The following is a 21,203-nucleotide window of genomic DNA, read 5'->3' as shown; positions in this document are numbered from 1 at the left end:
CCAGCACGAACAGTGCGCCCGTCATACCCGTTACGCTGCTCGACGAAGGGGGTCCCTTTTGCACGCCGATAGGGGGTCCTTTTTGGACGCCGATTGACAGCCGCAGCAGCAGAAGGGTGTCGGCGGGCATCCGCATGATTTCGTCCGGTGTCACCAGCCTGCGCGCGGCGACGTGGCCGCTGACGCTGGTGGAATGGTCCGGGCTGTCGAACCAGCTCGTTTTCTGTGACGTGCTGGCGGTCTCATATTCGATCGTGGTGTCGCCGATCGTGCGCGAGAGCATGTCGGCCGTCGCATGATCGTTGACCCCGAATGTCTGGACCACGCCGGCATTGGACAGGAAGGTGCCGGCGCGTTCGCCATAGAGCGCGCGGAGCTGGTGCATGTCCTGAAGGATCGGCCAGAGCTGGAGGCCATAACCCGCCATCAGCCCCATCGCACGTTCCACCGGCTCCAGTCGGCCGAGGGCTGCGAACTCATCGAGCAGGAACAGCACCGGGCTTGCCGGGCGGGCAGGGGATCGCGCCATGTCGGTGACGGCCTGCCCGACCAGCAGCCGCAGCCAGCGCGCATAGGTGTCGAGCCGATCGGGCGGGAGGCACAGGAACACGGTGCCCGGCCGCTCCTTCAGGTCCGCGAACCGGAAGTCGGATGCCGAGGTGCTGTCCACCAGGCGCGGGCTGTCCATGAAGTGGGTGTGGCGCTGCGCCGAGGAGAGCACGCCCGCAGCCTCCCGGTTCGACTTGCCGAGCTGGCGATTGGCGGCGCGCGCGATGAGGCCGCCGGCGCTGGTGCTGGCCTGCATGTCGGCGAGCAGCGTGGCGAAGCCGGCGGGATCGCGGGTGAGCTTGTCGCGCACGGTCGCCAGCGTGACGCGGGCAGGGGGCTCGTGGACGACGGTGTGCAGGATCACGCCGGCGATCAGCGCCTTGGCTTCCTCGTTCCAGTGTGCCTCGCCCGATTGCCCCGGTGCGTCATGGACCAGCGCATCGGCGATCGTCTGTGCATCCTCCGCCAAGTCGGGGCTGGTCGGATCAAGCCACGCCAGAGGGTTGTAGCGGGCCGTGGGGCGCCCCGAGACGCCGAAGGGGTCCAGGCACCACACATCGCCCTTGGCGGCCCTCGCACGGGCTGTGACGCGGGCATTCTCGCCCTTGGGGTCGATGCAGACCACCGAGCGGTCCAGCGTGAGCAGGTTGGGGATGATCGTGCCGACGCCTTTCCCTGAGCGGGTAGGGGCCATCGTCAGCAGATGGGCGGGTCCGTCGTAGCGCAGCAGCTTGCCGCCTTCGATGGAGCGGCCGATCAGAAGATCCCCGTTTCCCTCAAGCCGGCGCACGTCTCCCCGATCGCCGAAGCGGGCCGAGCCGAGCAGCGAGCTGCGCCGGTTCGCGGCGCGGCGATTGACGCGCCAGGCCAGGAACAGGATCGCGCCGGCCAGCAGGAACGGAATGTCGGTGGCAATCTCGCCATAACCGAAGATGCCCTTGAGCCAGCTATGGCTGGCGAACAGCACGACCGCGGCGACGAGCACCGCGAACAGCGGGCTGATCCGCCGGCCGGGCATCAGCCGGCCCGTTCCAGCGGCGTGATCGCCAGCCCCGGATCGGCGTTGGGATGATCGTAGAGCTTGAGGATGATTTGCGTGGCGAGGGGAGGGGGCACGGCCTCGTCGCGAAGCATGTCGAACAGCGCCTCATCCTCCGCGTTCAGGTCCATGCCCTCGATGGCGAGATTGGCGCGGGAGTCCGCGTCATCCTCGCGCCACATCGCGGCTTCCGCAGGCGTGCCGCGTACATAGTCGAGCGCGCGAACTTCCGTCCGGAGAGCGTCAAGGTCGAGCGTCGTCATGCCACCGTCTCCTTGCCTTCCGCTTCCGCGTCAAAGGCCCGCTTGCCGCGTCGCTTCCAGAGCGCCACCATATCGCTGGCATCATCGCCGCGAGCGCGTCCGACCAGTTCGAGCAGCGCACCGTAAATGGTCGCGCGATCGTCATCAGCAAGATCGACCAGACCGGCCTTTTGGACGAGGCCGCCCAGCTCGATCAGGTGGCGGGTGCGTTCGCGCCGTTGCACGACCCAGCCCCGCGTATCAGTCCGACGCCGTGTCGCTTCCAGACGCTGGATCAGCGCCTGGTTGCGTGCCAGCGCTGTCACGGTTGCCGCCAGCAGTTCGCCCACCTTTGCGCCCGCGCCGCTGAAAGAAAGCCGCGCCCTTCGATCGCCACGCCTCCTTCGCTTCCGCGTTCTGTGAGGCGACGGCATCGAGTAGCACGCCGGCGAGTGTTTCCATGTCGAGTGAATCGGCACCCGTGGCGGTGACGAGCTGGCCGAGTTGTTCGACCCGGCGCGCCTTCAGACTACGCGCCTTGTCCTCCAGCGCTTTCAGCTCCGCGTTATAGTCCCGCACCTTGCGCATGGTGCTTCCTTTCTCCGCGTTTTTGACCGCAGCAGCCTAGCAAACCTATAGGGGAGGGCAACCCACATCAACAGCCAGCACCGAGTCAATCAGGAGATGCGAAGCAGATCATGAGTGCGCGCTTATACGTCGTTGCCGACGTGCGCTAAGAAGTGCATCATGCCGGTCGCGATGGCGATCTATCATTTCAGCGCCAAGGTCATCAGCCGTGCGAACGGCTCCAGCGCCGTTGCGTCCGCTGCCTATCGCTCCGCATCCGAGCTGCACGATGCGCGGCTTGGACGCAGCCACGACTTCTCCAACAAGGCGGGCGTCATCCACTCCGAAGTGCTGCTGCCGAAGGACGCACCGGAGCGCCTGTTGGATCGGACGACGCTGTGGAACGAGGTGGAGGCAGGAGAGAAGCGCAAGGACGCGCAACTGGCGCGTGAGGTAGAGTTTTCGATCCCGCGCGAGATGAACGAGAAGCAGGGCGTGCAGCTCGCTCGTGACTTCGTGGAGAAGGAGTTCGTGAAGCGCGGGATGGTCGCCGACCTCAACGTGCATTGGGACAAGGCCAAGGATGGCAGCCCGAAGCCGCACGCGCATGTCATGCTGGCGATGCGCGAAGTTGGGCAGGAGGGGTTCGGCAAGAAGGTCCGGGACTGGAACTCGACCGAGCTGTTGAAGGGCTGGCGCGAAGCGTGGGCGGCGCATGTCAACGAGCGCATGGCGGAGCTGGGGCTGGAGGGGCGGATCGACCACCGTTCCTATGAAGACCAGGGCATTGCGCTGGAGCCGCAGCACAAGATCGGCCCGGCAGGAATGCGCCGGCTCGACCGCGGCGAGGACGCCGAGCGTGCCGAGGATCACCGGCGCATCGCGCGGGAGAATGGCGAGAAGATCGCGGCCGACCCGCGCATCGCGCTCGACGGCATCACACGGCAACAGGCGACCTTCACCACCCGCGATCTTGCTGCGTTCGCCTTCCGTCATTCGGATGGCAAGGAGCAGTTCGACCAGGTGATGGCGGCGGTGCGGGCCAGTCCCGAGCTGGTGGCATTGGGCAAAGACGGGCGCGACCAGGAGCGGTTCACGTCCCGCGAGATGATTGCGACCGAGGCGCGTCTGGAGAAAGCCGGCGACGAGCTGGCGCGGCGCGACGCGCATGGTGTGTCCGACCGGCACCGTGCCGGCGCTCTGGAGGCTGCGGAAGGACGCGGGCTGGTCCTGTCGGGCGAGCAGCGCGATGCCTTCGACCATATCACCGAGGGCCGCGGGCTGGCGTCGGTCATCGGCTATGCCGGCACGGGCAAGTCGGCGATGCTGGGCGTTGCGCGCGAGGCTTGGGAGCGCGAGGGCTATCAGGTGCGCGGCGCCGCCCTGTCCGGGATCGCGGCCGAGAATCTGGAGGGCGGATCAGGTATCCGGTCCCGCACCATCGCCAGCCTTGAACATGGTTGGGCACAGGGCCGCGACCAGCTCACGCGCAACGACGTGCTGGTGCTGGACGAGGCGGGCATGATCGGCACCCGCCAGATGGAGCGGGTGCTGTCCCGTGCCCGCGACGCGGGCGCCAAGGTGGTGCTGGTGGGCGATCCCGAGCAGTTGCAGGCGATCGAAGCCGGCGCGGCGTTCCGGTCGATCGCCGAAGCGCACGGCGCGGCCGAAATCACCGAGGTTCGCCGACAGCGTGAAGGCTGGCAGAAGGACGCGACGCGGGCACTGGCGACCGGCCGCACGGGCGAGGCGATCCACGCCTATGGCGACTGCGGCATGGTCCACGCGGCCGATACGCGCGAGCAGGCCCGCGCCGAGCTGGTGGAAGGCTGGGATCGCCAGCGCCAGGCTGATCCCGACCAGACGCGCATCATCCTCACCCACACCAATGCCGAGGTGCGCGAGCTGAACCAGGAGGCGCGCGGACGGGTGCGCGCGTCGGGCGGGCTGGGCGAGGACGTTGGCGTCACCGTCGATCGGGGCGCGCGCGACTTCGCGGCCGGCGACCGCATCATGTTCCTGCGCAACGAGCGCTCGCTTGGCGTGAAGAACGGCACGCTGGGCACGTTGGAGCGGATCGACGGCGGGCACATGGCGGTACGGCTCGACGGGGGTGGGCACGCTGCGTTCGACCTCAAGGACTACGCCGCGGTCGATCACGGCTATGCCGCTACCTTCCACAAGTCGCAGGGCGTGACTGTCGATCGCGCGCACCTCCTCGCGACGCCGGGCATGGACCGGCACAGCGCCTATGTCGGCATGTCGCGGCACCGTGACGGGGTGCAGCTCCACTATGGCCGTGACGACTTCGCCGACTTGGCGAAGCTTGCCCGCACGCTGTCACGCGACCGCGCCAAGGACATGGCCGGCGACTATGCCGTGCCGTCCGATGAGGACAGGGCGCGCAGCTTCGCCGAGCGGCGGGAGATACGCTGGCCCGAGCGGGCGCGGGAAATCGTCCATCAGGTCCGCGACAAGGCCAAGGATATGTTCGCGGGTTTTCGGCCCAAGCCTGCCGCCACGCCGGAGAAGGCACCTACCCCGGATCGCACCGAGGCGGCGATCGGCGGCAAGCCGGACCAGGCCAGGGCAATTGAACGCTATGCGCGGGCGTCTGCCGATATAGGCCGGATGCGCGCGCAGGATCTGCCGGTGCTGCCGCATCAGGAGAGCGCGTTGCGCCGCGCCGGCGAGGCGCTGGATCAGGTGCGGCCTGATGGCGCGCGCGATCTCGCTTCCGCGTTCCGTCGCGATCCCGGGCTGATCGGGCAGGCGGCCGGGGGCAACACAGGCGGTGCGGTGCGCGCGATGGCCGAGGAGCGCCGGGTGCGGCTCGACCCCGGCGCGCGCGCTGACCGGTTCGTGGAGAGCTGGCGTGGGCTGGCGCGCGAGCGGGCAGGCGGCGACCAGGCGCGGGTGGAAAAGGCTACCACGCGCATGGGTGTGATGGCCGAGGGGCTACGCCGCGACCCCGAGCTGGCGAAGGCGCTGGAGCGCCGTGCGCCCGAGCTGGAGCTAAAACTGGAGCGCGGCCGAAGCATCGAGAGATCGCTGGAGCAGTCGATCGGGATCGGCCGCGAGCGCGACAGGGGCATGAGCCGATAAGGGGAAGACGTGATGGCGGATGAGGAAGGGCCGAGTGAAGCCGCGCAGGCGTTCCAGGAGCTGCGCGCCGAGGTGACGCTGATGCGCCGTGCCGTCGAGCGTCTGACGGCCGAGCGCATGGAGGTGCCCGAGCCGCCCGACTATTCCGAGACGCTGGGCGTCATCGCTAACAATATCACCGCCACCGCGCAGCGCGTCGATATGCTGGTCAAAAGCCCTATGCTGGCGATGACGCCCGAACAGTTGGCGGGACGGATCACCGCAGCGGCGAGCACGGCGCGCCAGGAAGACCGGCAGACGATCGCCACGGCGCGCACCGGCCTGGAGGACGTGACCCGCCAGCTTCACGGCTACGTCGTATCAGCGCGCCGGGGCGACGAGCAGAACCGCTGGCTGATGTGGAGCGCGATCGGCGGTGTGGTGGTCGGGATGATGTTGTGGGCGGTGTTCGCCGGCATCGTTGCCCGCGCCGTGCCCGCGAGCTGGCAATGGCCGGAGAAGATGGCGGCGCGCTCGCTCGACCTGCCGATGTGGGAAGGCGGCCAGCACCTCATGCGCGCCAGCGCGCCGGACGCTTTCGCCAACATCGCGGCAGGCGATCGGATCGTCACCGCTAACCGGCAGGCGCTGGAGGCGTGCCGGAAGCGCGCGGATAAGGCGCGAGAGGCGGTGCGCTGCACGATCAAGATCGAGCCCGAGGCGAGGCGTTAGGGTGGCGGACACTCTCACCCCGGCAGGCCGCTCCGAGCGCATGAGCCGCATTCGGGGCAAGAACAGCAAGCCCGAGATGCTGGTGCGCCGCATCGTGCATGGCATGGGCTACCGCTATCGGCTTCACGACAAGCGTCTACCCGGTAGCCCCGACCTTGTGTTTCGCGGCCGGAAGAAAGTCATCTTTGTCCACGGATGTTTCTGGCATCGTCATCCCGATCCGAATTGCAAACTGGCGCGAATGCCAAAATCCCGGCAGGATTTCTGGGGACCGAAGCTGGAGGGCAACCGCGATCGAGACGAGCGCAATCGTGCGATGCTGGACCGAAAGGGCTGGCGGGAGCTGGTTGTTTGGGAATGCGAATGCGGGCAAACGGAACACTTGAAGAACAAAATACGTGGATTTCTCGATGACGACCAAGGAAACGCCCATGCGGGCCATTGAGCTATTCGCCGGCGCCGGCGGGCTGGGCATGGGGATCAGCAAGGCGGGATTCCGTCCCATGCAGGTGGTCGAATGGGATCGCTGGTGCTGCGATACGATTCGAGAGAACCGCAAGGTAAAGGCGGGTGGTATTAGCCATTGGCCGTTGCCGACCGAGGGTGACATTCGAGCCGTCGATTTTCGACAGCACGAAGGCAAGATCGACCTTGTGACGGGTGGACCACCTTGCCAGCCATTCTCCCTTGGCGGGAAGCATCGAGCACATGCCGACGCGCGCGACATGTGGCCGGAAGCTGTCCGGGTTGTGCGCGAGACGCGCCCGCGCGCGTTCGTGTTTGAGAACGTGAAGGGGCTGACCAGGGCGAGCTTCGCCACCTACCTTGCTCATATCGTCCACCAGCTCACCTATCCCGAACTCACGTTGCGGCCGGGCGAGACGTGGATGGAGCACATGGCGCGCCTAGAGCGTCACCACACCGCCAAGGGCGGTTCGGACGAGCTGCGTTACAACGTCGTGTATCGGGTGCTCAACGCAGCCAATCACGGGGTGCCACAACGGCGTGAGCGTGTCGTGTTCGTCGGCTTCCGCGCGGACCTTGGCATTGAATGGTCCTTCCCGGAGGCAACCCACTCGCTCGAAGCGTTGCTATGGGAGCAGGTACGAACGGGTGACTATTGGGAGCGGCACGAGATCGCCAAGCGCGACCGGGTGCTTGATCCACGCTTCCGCGCCCGCGGCATGGCGCTGTTGGAGAAGCCGGCGGACAAGCCGTGGCTGACCGTGCGGGACGCGATCGGAGACCTTCCTGATCCGGAGCTTCAGCCGGAACTCGCGGCTGCCTGCCTCAACCATCGATTCCAAGGTGGCGCCCGCAGCTATGTGGGCCACACTGGCAGTCCGCTTGATGAACCAGCCAAGACGCTCAAGGCGGGCGTCCACGGTGTCCCGGGGGGCGAGAACATGCTGCGTCGCGCCGATGGAAGCGTGCGCTATTTCAGCGTCCGAGAGAGCGCCCGGCTACAGACCTTCCCTGACAAGTACCGCTTTCATGGCTCATGGACCGAGTCCATGCGCCAGCTCGGCAACGCCGTCCCGGTGAAGCTCGCGCAGGCCGTTGGAGAGAACGTGGCGAGGCATTTGACCGCCGCATGAGCCGTAAACCCACACCCGCGCCGTCGCCGATCGCCGAACTGCGCGCGAATCTCGACCAGCTCATCGAACAGACGACCTCGACCACCCTGTCGGCGCCGCGGCGACGGACGCTTGAGAAGGAAATCCGGGGTGTCATCGAGGAGCTAGGCTCTTTTCTGAACACGCTGGACCCGATCCGGCAGCCTTCGGCGGTGTTTGATCCCAGCAATCCCAAGGTGGTGGGGCGGTTCGTCTCGCTCGCGCTGGTCGCGCAGCAGCGTCACCCGTTGGCCGAGATACCGCGCTTCTATGGCTCCGGCATCTACGCCATCTACTACAACGGCCCATTTCCGCTGTATGCGCCCATCAGCGGAAGCGAGACGCCAATCTACGTCGGCCAGGCCGCGCCCGCGATCAACAATGCCCGTACCCCGCTGGAGCAGGGGCCGCGGCTTTGTGGGCGTCTTTCAGACCACCGTAAGAACATCGGTACGGCCATCACCACGCTCGACCTTGCCGACTTTCAGTTCCGATCGCTGGTCGTTCAGAGCGGCTGGGAAACGGCGGCCGAGGATTACATGATCCATCTGTTCCGGCCGATTTGGAACAGCGAGACGAGCATACTCTATGGCTTGGGCAAGCATGGAGATGACGCGACCACCCGAGCCAATAAGCGCTCGCCGTGGGACACGCTCCATCCCGGCCGGAAATGGGCGGAAAAGTCCAAGGAAGATGCCAAATCGCCGGCAACGATCGAGACGGAGCTAAGCCGGCATTTTGAGGAGCACCCGGTATTTCCGGACCTTGAGCATGTGCTGACCAGCTTTTTGGACGAACTGCGTCAGGTGTAATCAACAGAACCCAATTGGGGGAGATCGAAGGGGCGATCACAACAATGAGCGAAGCACAGGCACTCGCGAACATCGTCACTTGGTCGGAGGATAGTCCTGGCTGGCAGCGTGACGCGCTTCGTCGGTTAGCTACAGGACATAGCCTCGCCGACCATGATGTCGATGAGTTGGTTGCCATCTGCAAGGGCCAGGTAGCGGCCGACCCCGTGTCTGCTGACAACTTCCGTGATCCCGCCCGCATTCAAGGCCAAGTCAATCTCCGCCGCGTCCATGGCGTGAACCACGTTAATGCGCTGGCGCCCGATCAGCGGTTGGCCTTTCAGCCGCATGGCCTAACGATCATCTATGGTGACAATGGATCAGGCAAATCCGGCTATTCGCGTATTCTGAAAAAAGCTTGCCGTGCCAGGACGCCCAATCGCGAAGACATCATCCCCGACATTTACGAGGCTGTTCCCGGCATTCCCACGGCAACGATCGACTATACAATAGGCGGCGCTGAACATTCCTATGTGTGGCGGCTTGGCACTCCAGGCGATGCCGCGCTCACCGCCGTCAGCGTCTTCGACTCTCGTTGCGCCAATATCCACGTCGAGGAAACGAACGACCTCGCCTATACACCCTTCCCGCTGAAGCTGCTGGCCTCGCTCGCGCAGCTCTGCAGGTCGGTGAAGGACAAGCTCGCTGGCGAGATTTCAACGATCAAGGCTCGTACGCCGCAAGCTATCTCGGTGCCGACATGCAGCCCGACAAGCGAGGTAGGCCGTCTCCTCGCCGGCTTGGCCGCAGGTACTGATCCCGCCACGGTGGAAGCCCTAGCGACCTTGAACCAGGGCGAGTTGGATCGCCTCGCCCAGATTACCGCTGATCTCGCAGGTGATCCCGCGCGTGCCGCACGTCAGCTCGCCGCGTTGAGGACAAAGATCGATAACCAGGTCGCATCATTAGACCGCCTGTTCAGCGCCCTCGCTCCGGCAAATGCTGGAAGGCTGCGTCAGCTTGCCACAGCTAGGGAGGCGGCTCGGGAGGCGGCCATAGCGGCATCAGGAGCCCTGTTTCGGGACGAGCCCTTGCCGGCGATCGGCGGCGACGCATGGCGTGGGCTATGGGAAAGCGCTCGGACCTATTCCGAGCAGGAAGCATACCCAGGCCAGCCGTTTCCGGCGATCGAGCCGGGTGATGTGTGCGTTCTGTGCCAGCAGGAACTCGCGCCGGAGGCGGCAGATCGCCTCGGTCGCTTTGAGGCATTCGTTCGTGACGATAGCCAGCAACGTGCCGAGGCAACGCGCGTCGCGCATGAGGATGCCGTGACGACGTTCCGCAGCAGCGGGCTGAGTGGTTCGGATGCGCGCGCCATTGTCGCGACCATACGTGACGAGCTGCGCCAGGATGCTGTAGCGAACGATCTACGCCGAAACTTGGTGGAGGCTCGCTGGCGTCACCGTTGGATCGCTCGCCGCCACGCCAATCCGGCACTGGTGCTTGAGGCCCCCATCCTCGCCTATGACCGCCAAGCCATCATCAATCTCGCGGCGGAAGTTGAGGCCCGGTCCGCCGCGCTCATCGCCGAAGCAGGCTCGCCGGTCCGTGCCGCTTTGATCGCCGAGAAAGCGGAGCTTACCGATCGCCAGTGGCTGGCCGGCGTTAAGGACGACGTGCTTGCGGAGATCGCACGTCGCGGTGAGATCGCGCAGTTGGAGGTAGCGCAGCGCGCGACCACGACCAATCGTATAACGGGCAAGAGCACCGAGATCGCGCAGGCGCTCGTCACAGACGCACTTCGCGCGCAATTTGCGGTTGAGGTCGCGAGTTTTGGGATAGCGAACCTAGCCGTCGAGTTGCGCCAGCAGAACAGCGCACAAGGCATTCCCCGCTTCAAGGTGGCGCTTGTCAGGCAGCCCAGGGCCGCTGTGGGTGAGGTCTTGAGCGAAGGGGAGCATCGCTGTGTTGCTCTAGCGGCGTTCATGGCCGAGCTGGCGACCGCCGGCAATCAGTCCGGGATTGTCTTCGATGATCCGGTGTCATCGCTCGACCATATGCATCGAGAGGCTGTGGCGAAGCGTCTCATCGATGAAGCTTCGCGCCGGCAGGTGATCGTGTTAACCCATGACCTCGCTTTCCTGTTCGAGTTGGAGCGAGCCGCCCAAGAGGCGCAGCCACGTCCGCAAGTGTCGATGGGATCAGTGTCGCGGGGAGCGGACAAGGCTGGATTTTGCCGCAACGAGCCCCCTTTCAAAGCGCGCCGCGCCGTCGAAATCATGGGCGCCCTTACCCGCCAGCTCGCAAACGAACGGCGTCATTTCGAGCAAGGCGACGAGGATAATTGGCGCGTGACCGTCAAATCGATCGCCGGTGTTCTGCGCGATACGTGGGAGACCGCCGTTGAGGAAACGGTGGGGCATGTCTTGCGCCGGCTATCCTACAAGGTCAGCACGGGCGGCCTCATCAAGCTTACGGTGATTAGCCCTGCCGATTGCGAGGCCATGCGCGATGGTTTTGGACGATGCTCCGAATTGCTTCACTCATCGGCGAGAGAGTTGAATCGTCCCCTGCCCCGTCCCGAGGCCTTAGCCGCGGAGATTGACGCACTCAATCGTTGGGCGACTGACCTTCGCCAGCGTCAGGATGCAGTTAGGCTCCCCTAAAGATGACAAGAGCTTGCGGTTAGCCTGTTCAGAAAACGACCGATTGTTGAACAGGCTGAGCCGAGTGTCTTGCCACGATCAAGGCGAAGTAGCTGAGAGCTTTAGGGGAGCCTGTTAGCGGTTCACTTGCCCCGGACACGGCCAAGCCGAACTCAAGGCCTGTTCGGCCCCCGCGACCATGTGGACACTCTGAAAATAGCTGTCCCGTTCCGCCCAGCGCAGATAGGCCGCACGCAAGGCCGCACGATCATCGCGCGGCGCGCCGCACTCGGCCTTTCGCGCGACGATCATCATGTCCAGCACGCCTTGGAGATATGCTCCACACCTCTGCTCCGCGGCGCGGCAGCTCGCGAGAAGCGCGGCACCTTGCATGTCCGACTGTTTGGTTTGCGCCAGCGCCGGAGCATGAGGAGCGACCGCCCCCATCAGCGCCAAGATCATGGTTGCACGTTTCACCGTTTTCGTCCTTTCCGAACCCGGCTGGGCCGGGTGAAGGGGCGCGTCCGAGCTTAAGGTGCTGACACGCCTCAATCGCATTTTCATTCCTCGCTACCGAGCACCTGGCCTTCGGGCGTCACGAACAGCTCGACTGTCTTGCCAGCGCTGTTCCAGTTGCCCATCGGGCCGTGGTCGGGGTCGGGCGGCGATGACGGCCCGAAAAGCCGATCGCCTGATCGTCAGCTTCGTTGCAGGTTCATTTTGTCAAGGGCAGCGCGCAGGCCGCGGGCGAGCTTGGCTGCATCCTGGTTCGCCCAAAAGTGCATGAAGAACAGGCGCGGCTCGTCGTTCAGCATGTGATTGTGCAGTGCCGTAACTTCGATCCCGCTGGCGCGCAGCGCGCGCATGACCGGATCGACCTCGCTCGCTACCAGCACGAAATCGCCGGTGATCGCGGCCTTGCCGCCCCCGGTCGGCTGGAAGTTGATCGCGGTCGCGGTTCCCATCGTGGGCGGCGTGACCATACCGGCATCCATCAACCTTTCCGCGCGCGGGAAGCTGTATTGGAGGACGCCGCCATTCGGCTTGCCCTTGGCCCCCATCACGCCGTCAAGTGCGGCCGTGTTGAGATCGACGGGCGGCGAGCTGCCGGCCCCGGCTGAGGGCGGTTGCGAGTCCCTGGACGGCGCGGCGAGCGGGGTGCGGCTTTCCGCCAGCGCGGCGCGCAACGCGGTCGCGAGCTTCACCGGGTCGCCATGCCCGGCGATGTGCAGGTACATGGTGGCGGGCGCGGAGCGCAGCAGGTGATTGTGGAGCGCGGTGATCGTGAAGCCGCCGGCCAAGAGGCGGCTTATCACCGGGTTCACCTCCTCGTGCGTCAGCACCAGGTCGCCCATCACCATAGTGTCGTCACCCATCGGCTGGAACGCCGCCCAGGAGCCGAGCGCCAGTGCTGGCTTGATCGCCACGCCGTCGAGAGTGACGTGCAGGTCGGAGCGCGGGAAGCCGTAGCGATGGACACCGCCCGCCTGTTCGGTGCCCGGTCGGCCGAGCGCAGCATCGACCTTGTTCCAGTCGGGCGCGGCCCAGGCCGGGGCGGCGAGCGCGGCGAGAACGCCGGCCAGAAGGGGTTTCATCATCCAATCTCTCCTATCATCAGCGCCGGCACGGATAGGCTTCGCGCAACGCGACGGTCTCCCCGCGCTGCGCGTGCGCCGCGGTAGGAGCGATCCCGCCCGAGACGAGCAGCGCCAGCATGGTCCCGGTCAGACGTGACATCGCCCTCTCCTCGCGCGTTCGCCAACCCAAGCATGTCTATGGTTGCATGAACGATGATGCAACCGTTACACTCCAAAATCCGGATGATACAGTTATGACGAACGCCGAACCCAGCCCTTGGTTGCTGTTGATCCCGCAGCTTCCCGCCAAGCCCGCCTATTTGCGGGTGAAGGTGTGGCGGCGTTTGCAGGCGATCGGGGCCGCGCCGCTCAAGAACGCGGTCCACGCGCTCCCCAACCGCGCCGACACTCGCGCGCTGTTCGAGGATTTGCACCGCGAGATTGCCGACAATGGCGGCGAGGCGCTGATCCTAGAGGCGCGGCTGGTAGGTGGCATCGGTGACCCCGAGCTTCGCGGAACTTTCGACGCGGCGCGCGATGCCGATTACGAGGAGCTGGCGCGCGAGGCGCGGACCTTGGCGGAAGGCGAGTATGTTCCCCCCGGCGAGGTTCGCCGGTTGCGCCGCCGGCTGGACGAGATCGCCGCGATCGACTTCTTCGGCGCGCACGGGCGGCAAACGGCCGAGGCGGCGCTTGCCCCGGCGGAAGCCCGGGCGGGCCAGCACCCCGACGTGACCGGGCCGGGCGCGCCCGAGCTGGCCCAGGCCGAGCTTCGCGGGCGCACCTGGGTCACGCGCGTCCACATCCACGTCGACCGCATCGCGTCAGCGTGGTTGATCCGGCGCTTCATCGACCCGGACGCGACCTTCAAGTTCGTGGAGGGCAAGGGTTACGCCCCCGAGCCCGGCGAGCTGCGCTTCGACATGGCGGACGCCGAGTTCACGCACGAAGGCGACCGCTGCACCTTCGAGACGCTGGTGTTCCGCCGAGGGCTCGACGGCGACCCGGCGCTCGTCGCGCTGTCGGAGATCATCCACGACCTCGACATCGCCGACGACAAGTTCGGCCGGCCGGAGACGGCCGGCGTCAGCGCGCTGATCGAGGGGATATGCGCCGCCACGCCCGACGACCCCGACCGGCTCGCGCGAGGCGCGGGCGCGCTCGACGGCTTCTACGCCCACTTCACCAGGCGACGAGGAGAATGACGATGGAGGCGACCGCGACCGCGCCGATCGCAGGCCCGAGCCCGCGGGATCACGGCATCCCCTTCGGCGAAGCGCTGCGGGTCTGGGCCAAGGTTGCCGCCTTAAGCTTCGGCGGCCCGGCCGGCCAGATCGCGATGATGCACCGCGTGCTGGTCGAGGAGCGGCGATGGATCGGCGAGGAGCGGTTCCTTCACGCGCTCAACTATTGCATGTTGCTGCCCGGCCCCGAGGCGCAGCAGCTCGCCATCTACATCGGCTGGCTGCTCCACAAGACCAAGGGCGGGCTTGTCGCTGGCGCGCTGTTCGTGCTCCCCGGCCTGGTCGCGATCATGGCGCTGAGCTGGGTCTATGCGCTGTTCGGCAACGTCCCCTTTGTTGAGGCGCTGTTCTTCGGCTTGAAGGCCGCCGTGCTCGCGATCGTGCTTCAGGCCGTCGTGCGCATCGGCTCGCGCGCGCTGAAGAACAACGTCATGCGCGGGATCGCGGCGGCATCGTTCGTGGCGATCTTCTTCCTTGGCGTTCCTTTCCCGATCATCATTCTTGCGGCCGCCATCGCCGGCTTCCTTGGCGGGCGCGCACGCCACCCCGCCTTCATGGGCGGGGGCAGCCACGGTGCATCGGGCGGCAAGATCGTCCGCGATGCCGAAACCGCGCTTGGCGAGCACGTCCCCGACCACGCCCGCCCCAGCCTCGCATGGTCGCTCCGGATCAGCGGTGCGCTCCTCGCGCTGTGGCTCGCGCCGATTGCGGCGCTGCTCGCGTCAGTCGGACCGGGCAATGTGTTCACGCAGATCGCGCTGTTCTTCTCCAAGATGGCGGTGGTGACGTTCGGGGGCGCTTACGCCGTGCTCGCCTATGTCGCTCAGCAGGCCGTCGAAAACTACGGCTGGCTTCGTCCCGGCGAGATGCTGGACGGACTTGGCATGGCGGAGACGACGCCGGGGCCGCTGATCATCGTGACGCAGTTCGTCGGCTTCATGGGCGCGTTCCGGCAAGCGACCGGCTTGCCCCCGCTGCTCGCCGCCACCTTGGGGGGCTTGCTCACGACCTGGGTGACGTTCGTGCCTTGCTTCCTCTGGATCTTCCTGGGCGCGCCGTTCATCGAGAAGCTGCGCGGTAACAAGGCGCTGTCGGCCGCGCTCGCCGCCATCACCGCAGCCGTGGTCGGCGTGGTGCTCAATCTGGCGGTGTGGTTCGCGCTCCACACCCTGTTTCACCAAGTCCGCGCCCTGCCGATCGCCGGCAGGACGCTGGACGTGCCGGTGTTGTCCACCCTCGACCCGGCCGCGCTAGCGTTGACCGTCGCGGCCCTGGTCGCGATGTTCCGGTTCAAGTCGGGCGTGATCCCGACCTTAGGCGCGTGCGCTGCGGCGGGCGTCGCGCTTCGCTTGTCCGGGCTCGCTTAGAGCTGGAGCCCGAAGCGCGGCCCCACCCACGTCATCGCGAGGTAGAGCGCAACCGTGAGGAGACACCCCGAGGCGAGCGCCAGCCAGAACGGCGCGCCGCGGTTGAGCATCGCCGCAATGAGTAGGAACATCGGCAAGGACGGCAGCACGTACCAGAAGGTCGCGCCGGCATGGGCCGCCATGCGCGCCCGATCGTGCGTGTCGCGCCAGAGCCAGATCATGCCCAGCACCGAGACGAGCGGGAGCGAGGCGATCAGCGCGCCGAAACCGGGGCTGCGCTTGGCGATCTCCGACACGGCGACGATGATGACGGCCGATATGCCGGCCTTGAGAAGCAGGTAGAGCATCAGCGCACCTCGACCGTGAGGTGCGCCAGCTCGTGAACCGGCGCGAGCCGCTGGCGGACCAGCTCGCCATTCCGAACGCCGGCGACGCTGACGATCGCCGCGTGCGCTTCCGGTCCGACCTTCCAGACGTGCAGGTCGGTCACTCGGGCGTCGCCGGGAGCTTCGACCAGCTCGCGCACCTCGTCGGCGACATGCGCGTCGGTGCGATCGAGCAGGACGGCGGCCGTGTCGCGCATCAGGCTCCATGACCAGCGGGCGATGACGACCGCGCCGACGATCCCCATGACCGGGTCCATCCAGACCCAGCCGAGATACCGGCCGGCGAGCAGCGCCGCGATGGCGAGGACCGAGGTGAGCGCGTCGGCGAGGACATGAACATAGGCCGAGCGGAGGTTGTTGTCGCCGCCGTGAGAGCCGTGGGCGTGCGCATGATCGTGCCCGTGGTGATGATCGTGCCCGGGCCCGTGCCCGTGATGGTGGTGACCGCTCGAGAGCAGAAAGGCGCTGGCGATGTTCACACCTAGGCCGACGACGGCAATGATCGTGGCCTCCCCGAATGCGACCGTGATGGGCTGAAACAGGCGCAGCACCGATTCCACCCCGATCCCGAGCGCGATCAGGCCGAGCACCATGGCCGAGGCGAAACCGGCGAGGTCGCCAACCTTGCCGGTGCCGAAGCTATAGGCCGGGTTGCGCGCGTGACGCTTGGCATACGCATAAGCCGCCGCAGCGACCGAGAGCGCGCCGGCGTGCGTCGCCATGTGGAACCCGTCCGCGAGCAGCGCCATCGAGCCGGTCAGGTATCCGGCGATGATTTCGCCGACCATCATCACGGCTGTGAGTGCGACCACCCACAGGGTTCGGCGGGCGTTCTCGTCGTGCGAGCTGCCCAGGAAAACGTGATCGTGGGCAAAGCGGTCGATTTCGGAAGCGGTAGGCATCGAGCACAATCCTACTTGGCGTAACGGCGGATCACCGCCAGCAGCTCGTCGGCTCCGTGGGCGCGCTCCTCGTCCGTCAGCCCCGACCGAGCAACGTGCGCTTCCAGGTGTTCGGCGATAATTTCGTCCATCAGCCCGTTCACCGCGCCGCGGACGGCCGCGACCAAGTGCAGAACCGTCGCGCAGGAGTCGCCTGACGTGAGGCCGCGTTCGACGGCCCCGACTTGGCCGGCGATACGACGCACGCGTGCGATCAGGTCGGCGTTGGAACCGGAGAGATGAGCCATATACCCCCCTCCCCTATGCCGGGCAGATCGCAAGAACAACCCGGCGCATTACCGCTGTTCAGAAAACGGCCGTTTGATGCACACCATCGGCAGCAGCAGGAAAGCTGGCGTTTCGCGGCATTGAATTGTTCAATAACCCGTGCGAAAAACTGCGATCAGAAAACCCCTGTCGCAGGTTGAATGTTGAACATGGCTGCCACCCCCCTGCCCGGCCAGGCTGGCACACGTCGGATCGGATATGCGCGCGTGTCCACCGCCGACCAGGACCTCGCTCCGCAACTTGACGTGCTGCGCGCCAAGGGATGCGAGCCGATCTATTCGGAGCACGCATCCGGCAAGCACGCCGACCGGCCCGAGCTGGCGCAGGCGATGAAGGCCTTGCGTGCCGGCGACACGCTGGTGGTGTGGCGGCTCGACCGGCTTGGCCGATCGCTCCCGGACCTGATCGCGACAGTGAACGAGCTGGCAAGCCGCGGCATCGCGTTTGAGAGCGTCACCGAGGCGATCGACACGACCACGGCATCAGGCAAGTTGGTGTTCAATATCTTCGCCAGCCTCGCTGACTTCGAGCGCCACCTTATCGGCGAACGTACCCGTGCCGGTCTGGCGGCAGGGCGCGCCCGCGGACGCATGGGCGGGCGCCCCCCTGCCCTCACCTCCCGGCAGCTCCGCGAAGCCCGGTTGCTGTTGACCGACCCCGACGCGACCGTGACAGCCGTAGCCGAAAGGTACGGCGTGAGCCGCACGACGCTCTACAAGGGATTGCGGGAGCTGGCGGACAAGGAGGCGGCGGCATGAGGGCCGTATTCATCCGTCACGGGCAGAGCACCGGCAACGCCGGCGTGCCCTGCCATGACCTCGCATCCATCGAGCTGACCGAGCTGGGATGGCGTCAGGCGCGGGAGGTAGCGCGGGCTTGGACCGAGACGCCCAGCCTGATCGTGACCTCTCCCTATCTTCGCACCCGTCAGACGGCCGAGGCGACGATCCAGCGCTTTCCGGTCGTCCCGGTGGAGGTGTGGCCGATCGAGGAGTTTACCTATCTCCAGCCCTCCCAGTGGAACGGCACACGCAGCAGCGAGCGAATGCCCCATCTGGAGCGGTACTGGACCGACGCCGATCCCGCCTATTGCGACGGGGAGGGTGCGGAGAGCTTCGGGGCATTGCTTCGCCGTGCTGAAGCGGTGCTGGCACGGCTTGCCGCCCTGCCCTCCCCCGGCCTCGCCTATGTGTTCAGCCACGGGCAGTTCATCCAGGCGGTGCGTGCGGTCGTGACAGAAAGCACGCTGGACGATCGTGGCAAGATGCTGGGCTTCTGGCGAAAGGGTGAGCCGCCTGCGATCGGCAACGCGGAGCTGGTGCACTTCGCATTATCGGATGCAGGTTGGAGCCACGAACCACCGGGCGCGAGTCACAGCAGGGTTGTGCCATTCTGATATTGTGCATAACGTCACAGTATCAGAAATGAAGGTGTGCACACGTGCAGATTATCACACTTGCAGCGCAAAAGGGCGGAGTCGGTAAAACGACGCTGGCAGTAAATCTTGCGGTCGCCGCTCAGGCGGCCGGGATCAGGACGGCGCTGTTTGACCTTGATCCGCAGGAAAGCGCAACGGCGTGGAGCGAACGGCGTGAGGCCGAGCTGCCCCATGTGGAGCCGATCAGCGCGCGCCGGCTCGACCAAGCGATAGATGCTGCCGAAGCAAACGGGTTTGCTCTGACCATCATCGACACGCCACCGGCTGCCGGTGCGGAAGCCGCAGCCGCAGCCCAGCGCGCGGACCTCGTGGTGATCCCTTGCCGTCCCTCGCTTATCGACCTGGATGCGATCAAGCGGACTGCCCAACTCATCACCAGCACCGGGCGGGCAGGCGTTGTTGTGCTGAACGCCGCTCCCCCAACTGCGTCCACATTGCTGGACGACGCGCGGACACTTGCCGAAGCGACCGGCCTCCGGGTTGCGCGCACCGTTCTACGAGAGCGTAGCGCCTATCGTGCAGCTTGGCCCTACGGGTTGGGCGTCATCGAGCATGAGCCAAAAGGCAAGGCTGCCCAAGAGGTTGCAGCCTTGCAGAAGCACCTCCTTGATGATTTGATAAATTGCACACCTGCAAACGTGAAGGCTTGAACATGGCGAAGCGGACATCTCTGTTGGCCCCGGCAGTGGCGCCACAAACCCGTCGCGAGGCAGAGGCGGATAATTCGCCGATCGCAACTCCGGTGTCGTCGGCGAGCAGCGCCCGATCGAGCGGGAAGCGGCCAGGCAAATACCATCTCGGTGCCTATTTCGACCCGGCGGACCCCACGGCCGAGGCCTTCCGGGTCTTGGCGGCACGAACGAGGCGCAGCCATCAGGACCTTCTCGCCGAAGCGATCAGCGAACTGGTCGCCAAGTACGATGCTGATCGGCAATTTGGCCGTGCGTGATAGTGTGCACACCTGCACATCCCCAAGTGTGCAGGATGGCAGGATTGATGCTGCATGACCAAACGCCCGAACCCTAATCCTGAGTTCGACCTGTTTATCCCGCTGATGGGCGATCTTCCGCTGAAGGACCAGCGGGAGACGATGGAGCGGCCGTTCTTCTCGCTTCAGAAGCGCAAGCGGGTGAAGCCGATCGAATATAGCAGTCCGGATGGCGAAACGTGGGTGAAGATCGAGGCGATCCCGGCATATGGCATGGCGACGATATGGGACGCCGATATTCTCATATGGGCAGCCTCGACACTCAACCGGATGCGGGAGCAGGGGGTCAACGATCTTCCGCGGACGCTTAGAACCACGTCCTATGACCTGCTAAGGGCGATCAAGCGCGACACTAGCGGCCGGGCCTATCAGGAGTTGCAAGCCGCGCTCCAGCGGCTTCAGACGACCTCCATATCGACGTCTATCCGTGCGCCGAAGCGGCGCACCAAGGCCGGCTTCAATTGGCTCGACAAGTGGACGCTGGAGGTGGACCCCGACACGGATCAGCCCCGGGGCATGACAATCACCCTATCGGACTGGGTCTATGAGGGCATCATGGGAGAGCGGTCGCTGCTCACCATGCACCAGGACTATTTCCTGCTGACTGGCGGGCTAGAGCGCGCCTTGTACCGCATCGCACGCAAACATGCCGGCAACCAAAAGGGTGGGTGGACGTGCCGGGTGGAGGTGCTGCGCGACAAAACCGGCAGCGACAGCAAGCCCAAGGAGTTCAACAGGATGCTTCGCAAAGTCGTGGAGGCCGACCAGCTTCCCGATTACACTATGGAGATGGCAGCCACGGCAGACGGCAGCCCTGCCGTGTTGTTCCGCCTACGCGGCGAAGCCGAGGCACTGGCGCTGGCCGCTAGGTTGGAGGCCGAGCAAGAGCGGCGGAGCCGAGTCGAAGCCGATCGACGCCGCGCGGCCGAGGTGGACGATCTTATGGACAAGCTCGCTCGCGGGCGCTGACTATCGTGGTTTCACACACCGGGGTGCCACGAGGAAACTCATAGGCGCTCCAAGCTGGCGCTCCACACATAGTCAGGCAGCCGTATTCACAGTCTAGATCGAACTTAAATTGTCGTGGGATCACACACCGAAGCGTCGTGGGATCACACACCCTACTATCGTGGGATCACACACCGAATCACGTGGGATCACACACCGGGGGTTCCCGGAAGGCCGCAGGAAACGTGGGTTTTTTGGCCCATTTTCCAGCCTTAACCTTCTTAACGATTCCTATTTAACAGAATCTCTTAACCCACCAGCACTCCGCACCCGGATAGCTCGAAGACATTGCGGAATTGACCCTACGGGCCAATGCGCCTTTGTTTCGTGCCGGCTATCGCCGTCACAAGGGCGGCCTATCGGCCGCAGGCTTCCAGGAGAAGCAAAGCGGATCGGGCGGTGTGTGCCTGTCAGCGTTAGGCCCGGCGGACAGGGCAGGTCAGGCGATATCCCAAAGCTCACCGTTGCACCTTGCCGGTGTGTACGATCACGCCGGATCGAACAGGCGGGCGAACTCGCGCTGATCGTAATAGCGGATTTTCTTCGCCCAGAGCGGGCGTTCGCCCTGCCGCAGCTGTGGATCGGCGTGGAAAAGGGACCCCGTTAGCGGGGTGATCGGCGTCGAAAAGGGACCCCTCATCCTGGTGTTCTAGGCTGTTCGCTTGGCGGTGTGTCAGGCGGCGAGATCGGGATGCTGGTAT

General features: G+C 65.6%; 24 protein-coding genes. 13 read left to right on the top strand and 11 right to left on the bottom strand.

Features of this window, described 5'->3' with window-relative positions; all coding sequences use genetic code 11:
* From ACGVWT_RS18290 to ACGVWT_RS18275, 4 genes are all read right to left on the bottom strand, one after another.
* A partial coding sequence (locus tag ACGVWT_RS18290) for a type IV secretory system conjugative DNA transfer family protein (RefSeq protein ID WP_394427645.1) occupies positions 1 to 1,567 on the bottom strand: 1,567 nt, incomplete at its 3' end.
* Positions 1,567 to 1,851, bottom strand: a complete 285-nt coding sequence (locus ACGVWT_RS18285) for a hypothetical protein (protein ID WP_018251386.1) — start codon at positions 1,849 to 1,851, stop codon at positions 1,567 to 1,569. The genes ACGVWT_RS18285 and ACGVWT_RS18290, both read right to left, overlap by 1 nt.
* Positions 1,848 to 2,075 (bottom strand): conjugal transfer protein TraD, encoded by a 228-nt coding sequence (locus ACGVWT_RS18280; RefSeq protein WP_026189172.1) that lies wholly within the window; start codon positions 2,073 to 2,075, stop codon positions 1,848 to 1,850. Before ACGVWT_RS18280 ends, ACGVWT_RS18285 begins: the two co-directional genes overlap by 4 nt.
* Positions 2,076 to 2,091: 16 nt before the next feature.
* Positions 2,092 to 2,418 (bottom strand): conjugal transfer protein TraD, encoded by a 327-nt coding sequence (locus ACGVWT_RS18275; protein WP_081614895.1) that lies wholly within the window; start codon positions 2,416 to 2,418, stop codon positions 2,092 to 2,094.
* A 171-nt stretch (positions 2,419 to 2,589) separates the two neighbouring features.
* Between ACGVWT_RS18275 and traA the strand changes: the two genes are divergently transcribed.
* From traA to ACGVWT_RS18245, 6 genes are read left to right on the top strand one after another with little or no spacing between them, the layout of a single operon-like run.
* Positions 2,590 to 5,502 (top strand): Ti-type conjugative transfer relaxase TraA, encoded by a 2,913-nt coding sequence (gene traA / locus ACGVWT_RS18270; protein WP_026189171.1) that lies wholly within the window; start codon positions 2,590 to 2,592, stop codon positions 5,500 to 5,502.
* Positions 5,503 to 5,514: 12 nt separating this feature from the next.
* The gene (locus tag ACGVWT_RS18265; RefSeq protein WP_018251383.1) at positions 5,515 to 6,213 is read left to right on the top strand and encodes a DUF6118 family protein; all 699 of its coding nucleotides are present in this window, start codon (positions 5,515 to 5,517) and stop codon (positions 6,211 to 6,213) included.
* 1 nt (position 6,214) lies between these two features.
* Positions 6,215 to 6,658: a very short patch repair endonuclease gene (locus ACGVWT_RS18260; RefSeq protein WP_020493517.1), complete on the top strand. Its 444-nt coding sequence runs from the start codon at positions 6,215 to 6,217 to the stop codon at positions 6,656 to 6,658.
* Positions 6,624 to 7,811: a DNA cytosine methyltransferase gene (locus ACGVWT_RS18255; protein WP_229668350.1), complete on the top strand. Its 1,188-nt coding sequence runs from the start codon at positions 6,624 to 6,626 to the stop codon at positions 7,809 to 7,811. The genes ACGVWT_RS18260 and ACGVWT_RS18255 overlap by 35 nt, the downstream gene beginning before the upstream one ends.
* Positions 7,808 to 8,641 (top strand): Eco29kI family restriction endonuclease, encoded by an 834-nt coding sequence (locus ACGVWT_RS18250; protein ID WP_018251380.1) that lies wholly within the window; start codon positions 7,808 to 7,810, stop codon positions 8,639 to 8,641. Before ACGVWT_RS18255 ends, ACGVWT_RS18250 begins: the two co-directional genes overlap by 4 nt.
* Positions 8,642 to 8,685: 44 nt before the next feature.
* Entirely contained in the window at positions 8,686 to 11,286 is a 2,601-nt protein-coding gene (locus ACGVWT_RS18245) for an AAA family ATPase (RefSeq protein ID WP_394427641.1), read from the top strand.
* A 114-nt stretch (positions 11,287 to 11,400) separates the two neighbouring features.
* On the opposite strand, the gene ACGVWT_RS18240 is transcribed toward ACGVWT_RS18245, so the two are convergent.
* The 3 genes from ACGVWT_RS18240 to ACGVWT_RS18230 all read right to left on the bottom strand — a co-directional run bounded on the left by ACGVWT_RS18240 (position 11,401) and on the right by ACGVWT_RS18230 (position 13,002).
* Entirely contained in the window at positions 11,401 to 11,727 is a 327-nt protein-coding gene (locus tag ACGVWT_RS18240) for a Rap1a/Tai family immunity protein (RefSeq protein WP_018251369.1), read from the bottom strand.
* A gap of 236 nt (positions 11,728 to 11,963) precedes the next feature.
* The gene (locus ACGVWT_RS18235) at positions 11,964 to 12,863 is read right to left on the bottom strand and encodes a DUF1259 domain-containing protein (RefSeq protein WP_018251370.1); all 900 of its coding nucleotides are present in this window, start codon (positions 12,861 to 12,863) and stop codon (positions 11,964 to 11,966) included.
* 16 nt (positions 12,864 to 12,879) lie between these two features.
* A complete protein-coding gene (locus ACGVWT_RS18230) occupies positions 12,880 to 13,002 on the bottom strand; it encodes a hypothetical protein (RefSeq protein WP_267903937.1) in 123 nt (40 codons plus the stop codon).
* A gap of 94 nt (positions 13,003 to 13,096) precedes the next feature.
* Here ACGVWT_RS18230 and ACGVWT_RS18225 point away from each other — a divergent pair, with 94 nt between their 5' ends.
* Entirely contained in the window at positions 13,097 to 14,047 is a 951-nt protein-coding gene (locus ACGVWT_RS18225) for a chromate resistance protein ChrB domain-containing protein (RefSeq protein ID WP_018251372.1), read from the top strand.
* The gene (gene chrA, locus ACGVWT_RS18220; RefSeq protein WP_018251373.1) at positions 14,044 to 15,453 is read left to right on the top strand and encodes a chromate efflux transporter; all 1,410 of its coding nucleotides are present in this window, start codon (positions 14,044 to 14,046) and stop codon (positions 15,451 to 15,453) included. Before ACGVWT_RS18225 ends, chrA begins: the two co-directional genes overlap by 4 nt.
* On the opposite strand, the gene ACGVWT_RS18215 is transcribed toward chrA, so the two are convergent.
* Genes ACGVWT_RS18215 through ACGVWT_RS18205 form a run of 3 tightly spaced genes read right to left on the bottom strand, consistent with a single transcriptional unit; the run spans position 15,450 to position 17,028 of the window.
* The gene (locus tag ACGVWT_RS18215) at positions 15,450 to 15,800 is read right to left on the bottom strand and encodes a DUF3147 family protein (protein WP_018251374.1); all 351 of its coding nucleotides are present in this window, start codon (positions 15,798 to 15,800) and stop codon (positions 15,450 to 15,452) included. The two genes, chrA and ACGVWT_RS18215, sit on opposite strands and share 4 nt — an antisense overlap.
* A complete protein-coding gene (gene dmeF / locus ACGVWT_RS18210) occupies positions 15,800 to 16,741 on the bottom strand; it encodes a CDF family Co(II)/Ni(II) efflux transporter DmeF (RefSeq protein WP_018251375.1) in 942 nt (313 codons plus the stop codon). The genes ACGVWT_RS18215 and dmeF overlap by 1 nt, the downstream gene beginning before the upstream one ends.
* Before the next feature lie 11 nt (positions 16,742 to 16,752).
* Complete coding sequence (locus ACGVWT_RS18205) at positions 16,753 to 17,028, bottom strand: metal/formaldehyde-sensitive transcriptional repressor (RefSeq protein ID WP_018251376.1); 276 nt, start codon at positions 17,026 to 17,028, stop codon at positions 16,753 to 16,755.
* Positions 17,029 to 17,208: 180 nt separating this feature from the next.
* Here ACGVWT_RS18205 and ACGVWT_RS18200 point away from each other — a divergent pair, with 180 nt between their 5' ends.
* Genes ACGVWT_RS18200 through ACGVWT_RS18180 form a run of 5 tightly spaced genes read left to right on the top strand, consistent with a single transcriptional unit; the run spans position 17,209 to position 20,463 of the window.
* Positions 17,209 to 17,826 (top strand): recombinase family protein, encoded by a 618-nt coding sequence (locus tag ACGVWT_RS18200; protein WP_018251367.1) that lies wholly within the window; start codon positions 17,209 to 17,211, stop codon positions 17,824 to 17,826.
* Positions 17,823 to 18,464 (top strand): histidine phosphatase family protein, encoded by a 642-nt coding sequence (locus ACGVWT_RS18195; protein ID WP_018251366.1) that lies wholly within the window; start codon positions 17,823 to 17,825, stop codon positions 18,462 to 18,464. Before ACGVWT_RS18200 ends, ACGVWT_RS18195 begins: the two co-directional genes overlap by 4 nt.
* A gap of 44 nt (positions 18,465 to 18,508) precedes the next feature.
* Positions 18,509 to 19,156, top strand: coding sequence for a ParA family protein (locus ACGVWT_RS18190; protein ID WP_018251365.1), 648 nt, complete (start codon positions 18,509 to 18,511; stop codon positions 19,154 to 19,156).
* A gap of 2 nt (positions 19,157 to 19,158) precedes the next feature.
* Entirely contained in the window at positions 19,159 to 19,455 is a 297-nt protein-coding gene (locus ACGVWT_RS18185; protein WP_126002747.1) for a ribbon-helix-helix domain-containing protein, read from the top strand.
* 54 nt (positions 19,456 to 19,509) lie between these two features.
* Entirely contained in the window at positions 19,510 to 20,463 is a 954-nt protein-coding gene (locus ACGVWT_RS18180; protein WP_018251363.1) for a replication initiator protein A, read from the top strand.
* Positions 20,464 to 20,989: 526 nt separating this feature from the next.
* Here the strand turns inward: ACGVWT_RS18180 and ACGVWT_RS18175 are convergent.
* Positions 20,990 to 21,142, bottom strand: a complete 153-nt coding sequence (locus ACGVWT_RS18175; protein WP_394427633.1) for a hypothetical protein — start codon at positions 21,140 to 21,142, stop codon at positions 20,990 to 20,992.
* Positions 21,143 to 21,203: the final 61 nt, after the last annotated feature.

Origin of the sequence: Sphingomonas sp. S6, from assembly GCF_043498045.1 — a bacterium.
Taxonomy (GTDB): domain Bacteria; phylum Pseudomonadota; class Alphaproteobacteria; order Sphingomonadales; family Sphingomonadaceae; genus Sphingomonas.
This window is presented reverse-complemented; position numbering and strand designations above follow the sequence as displayed.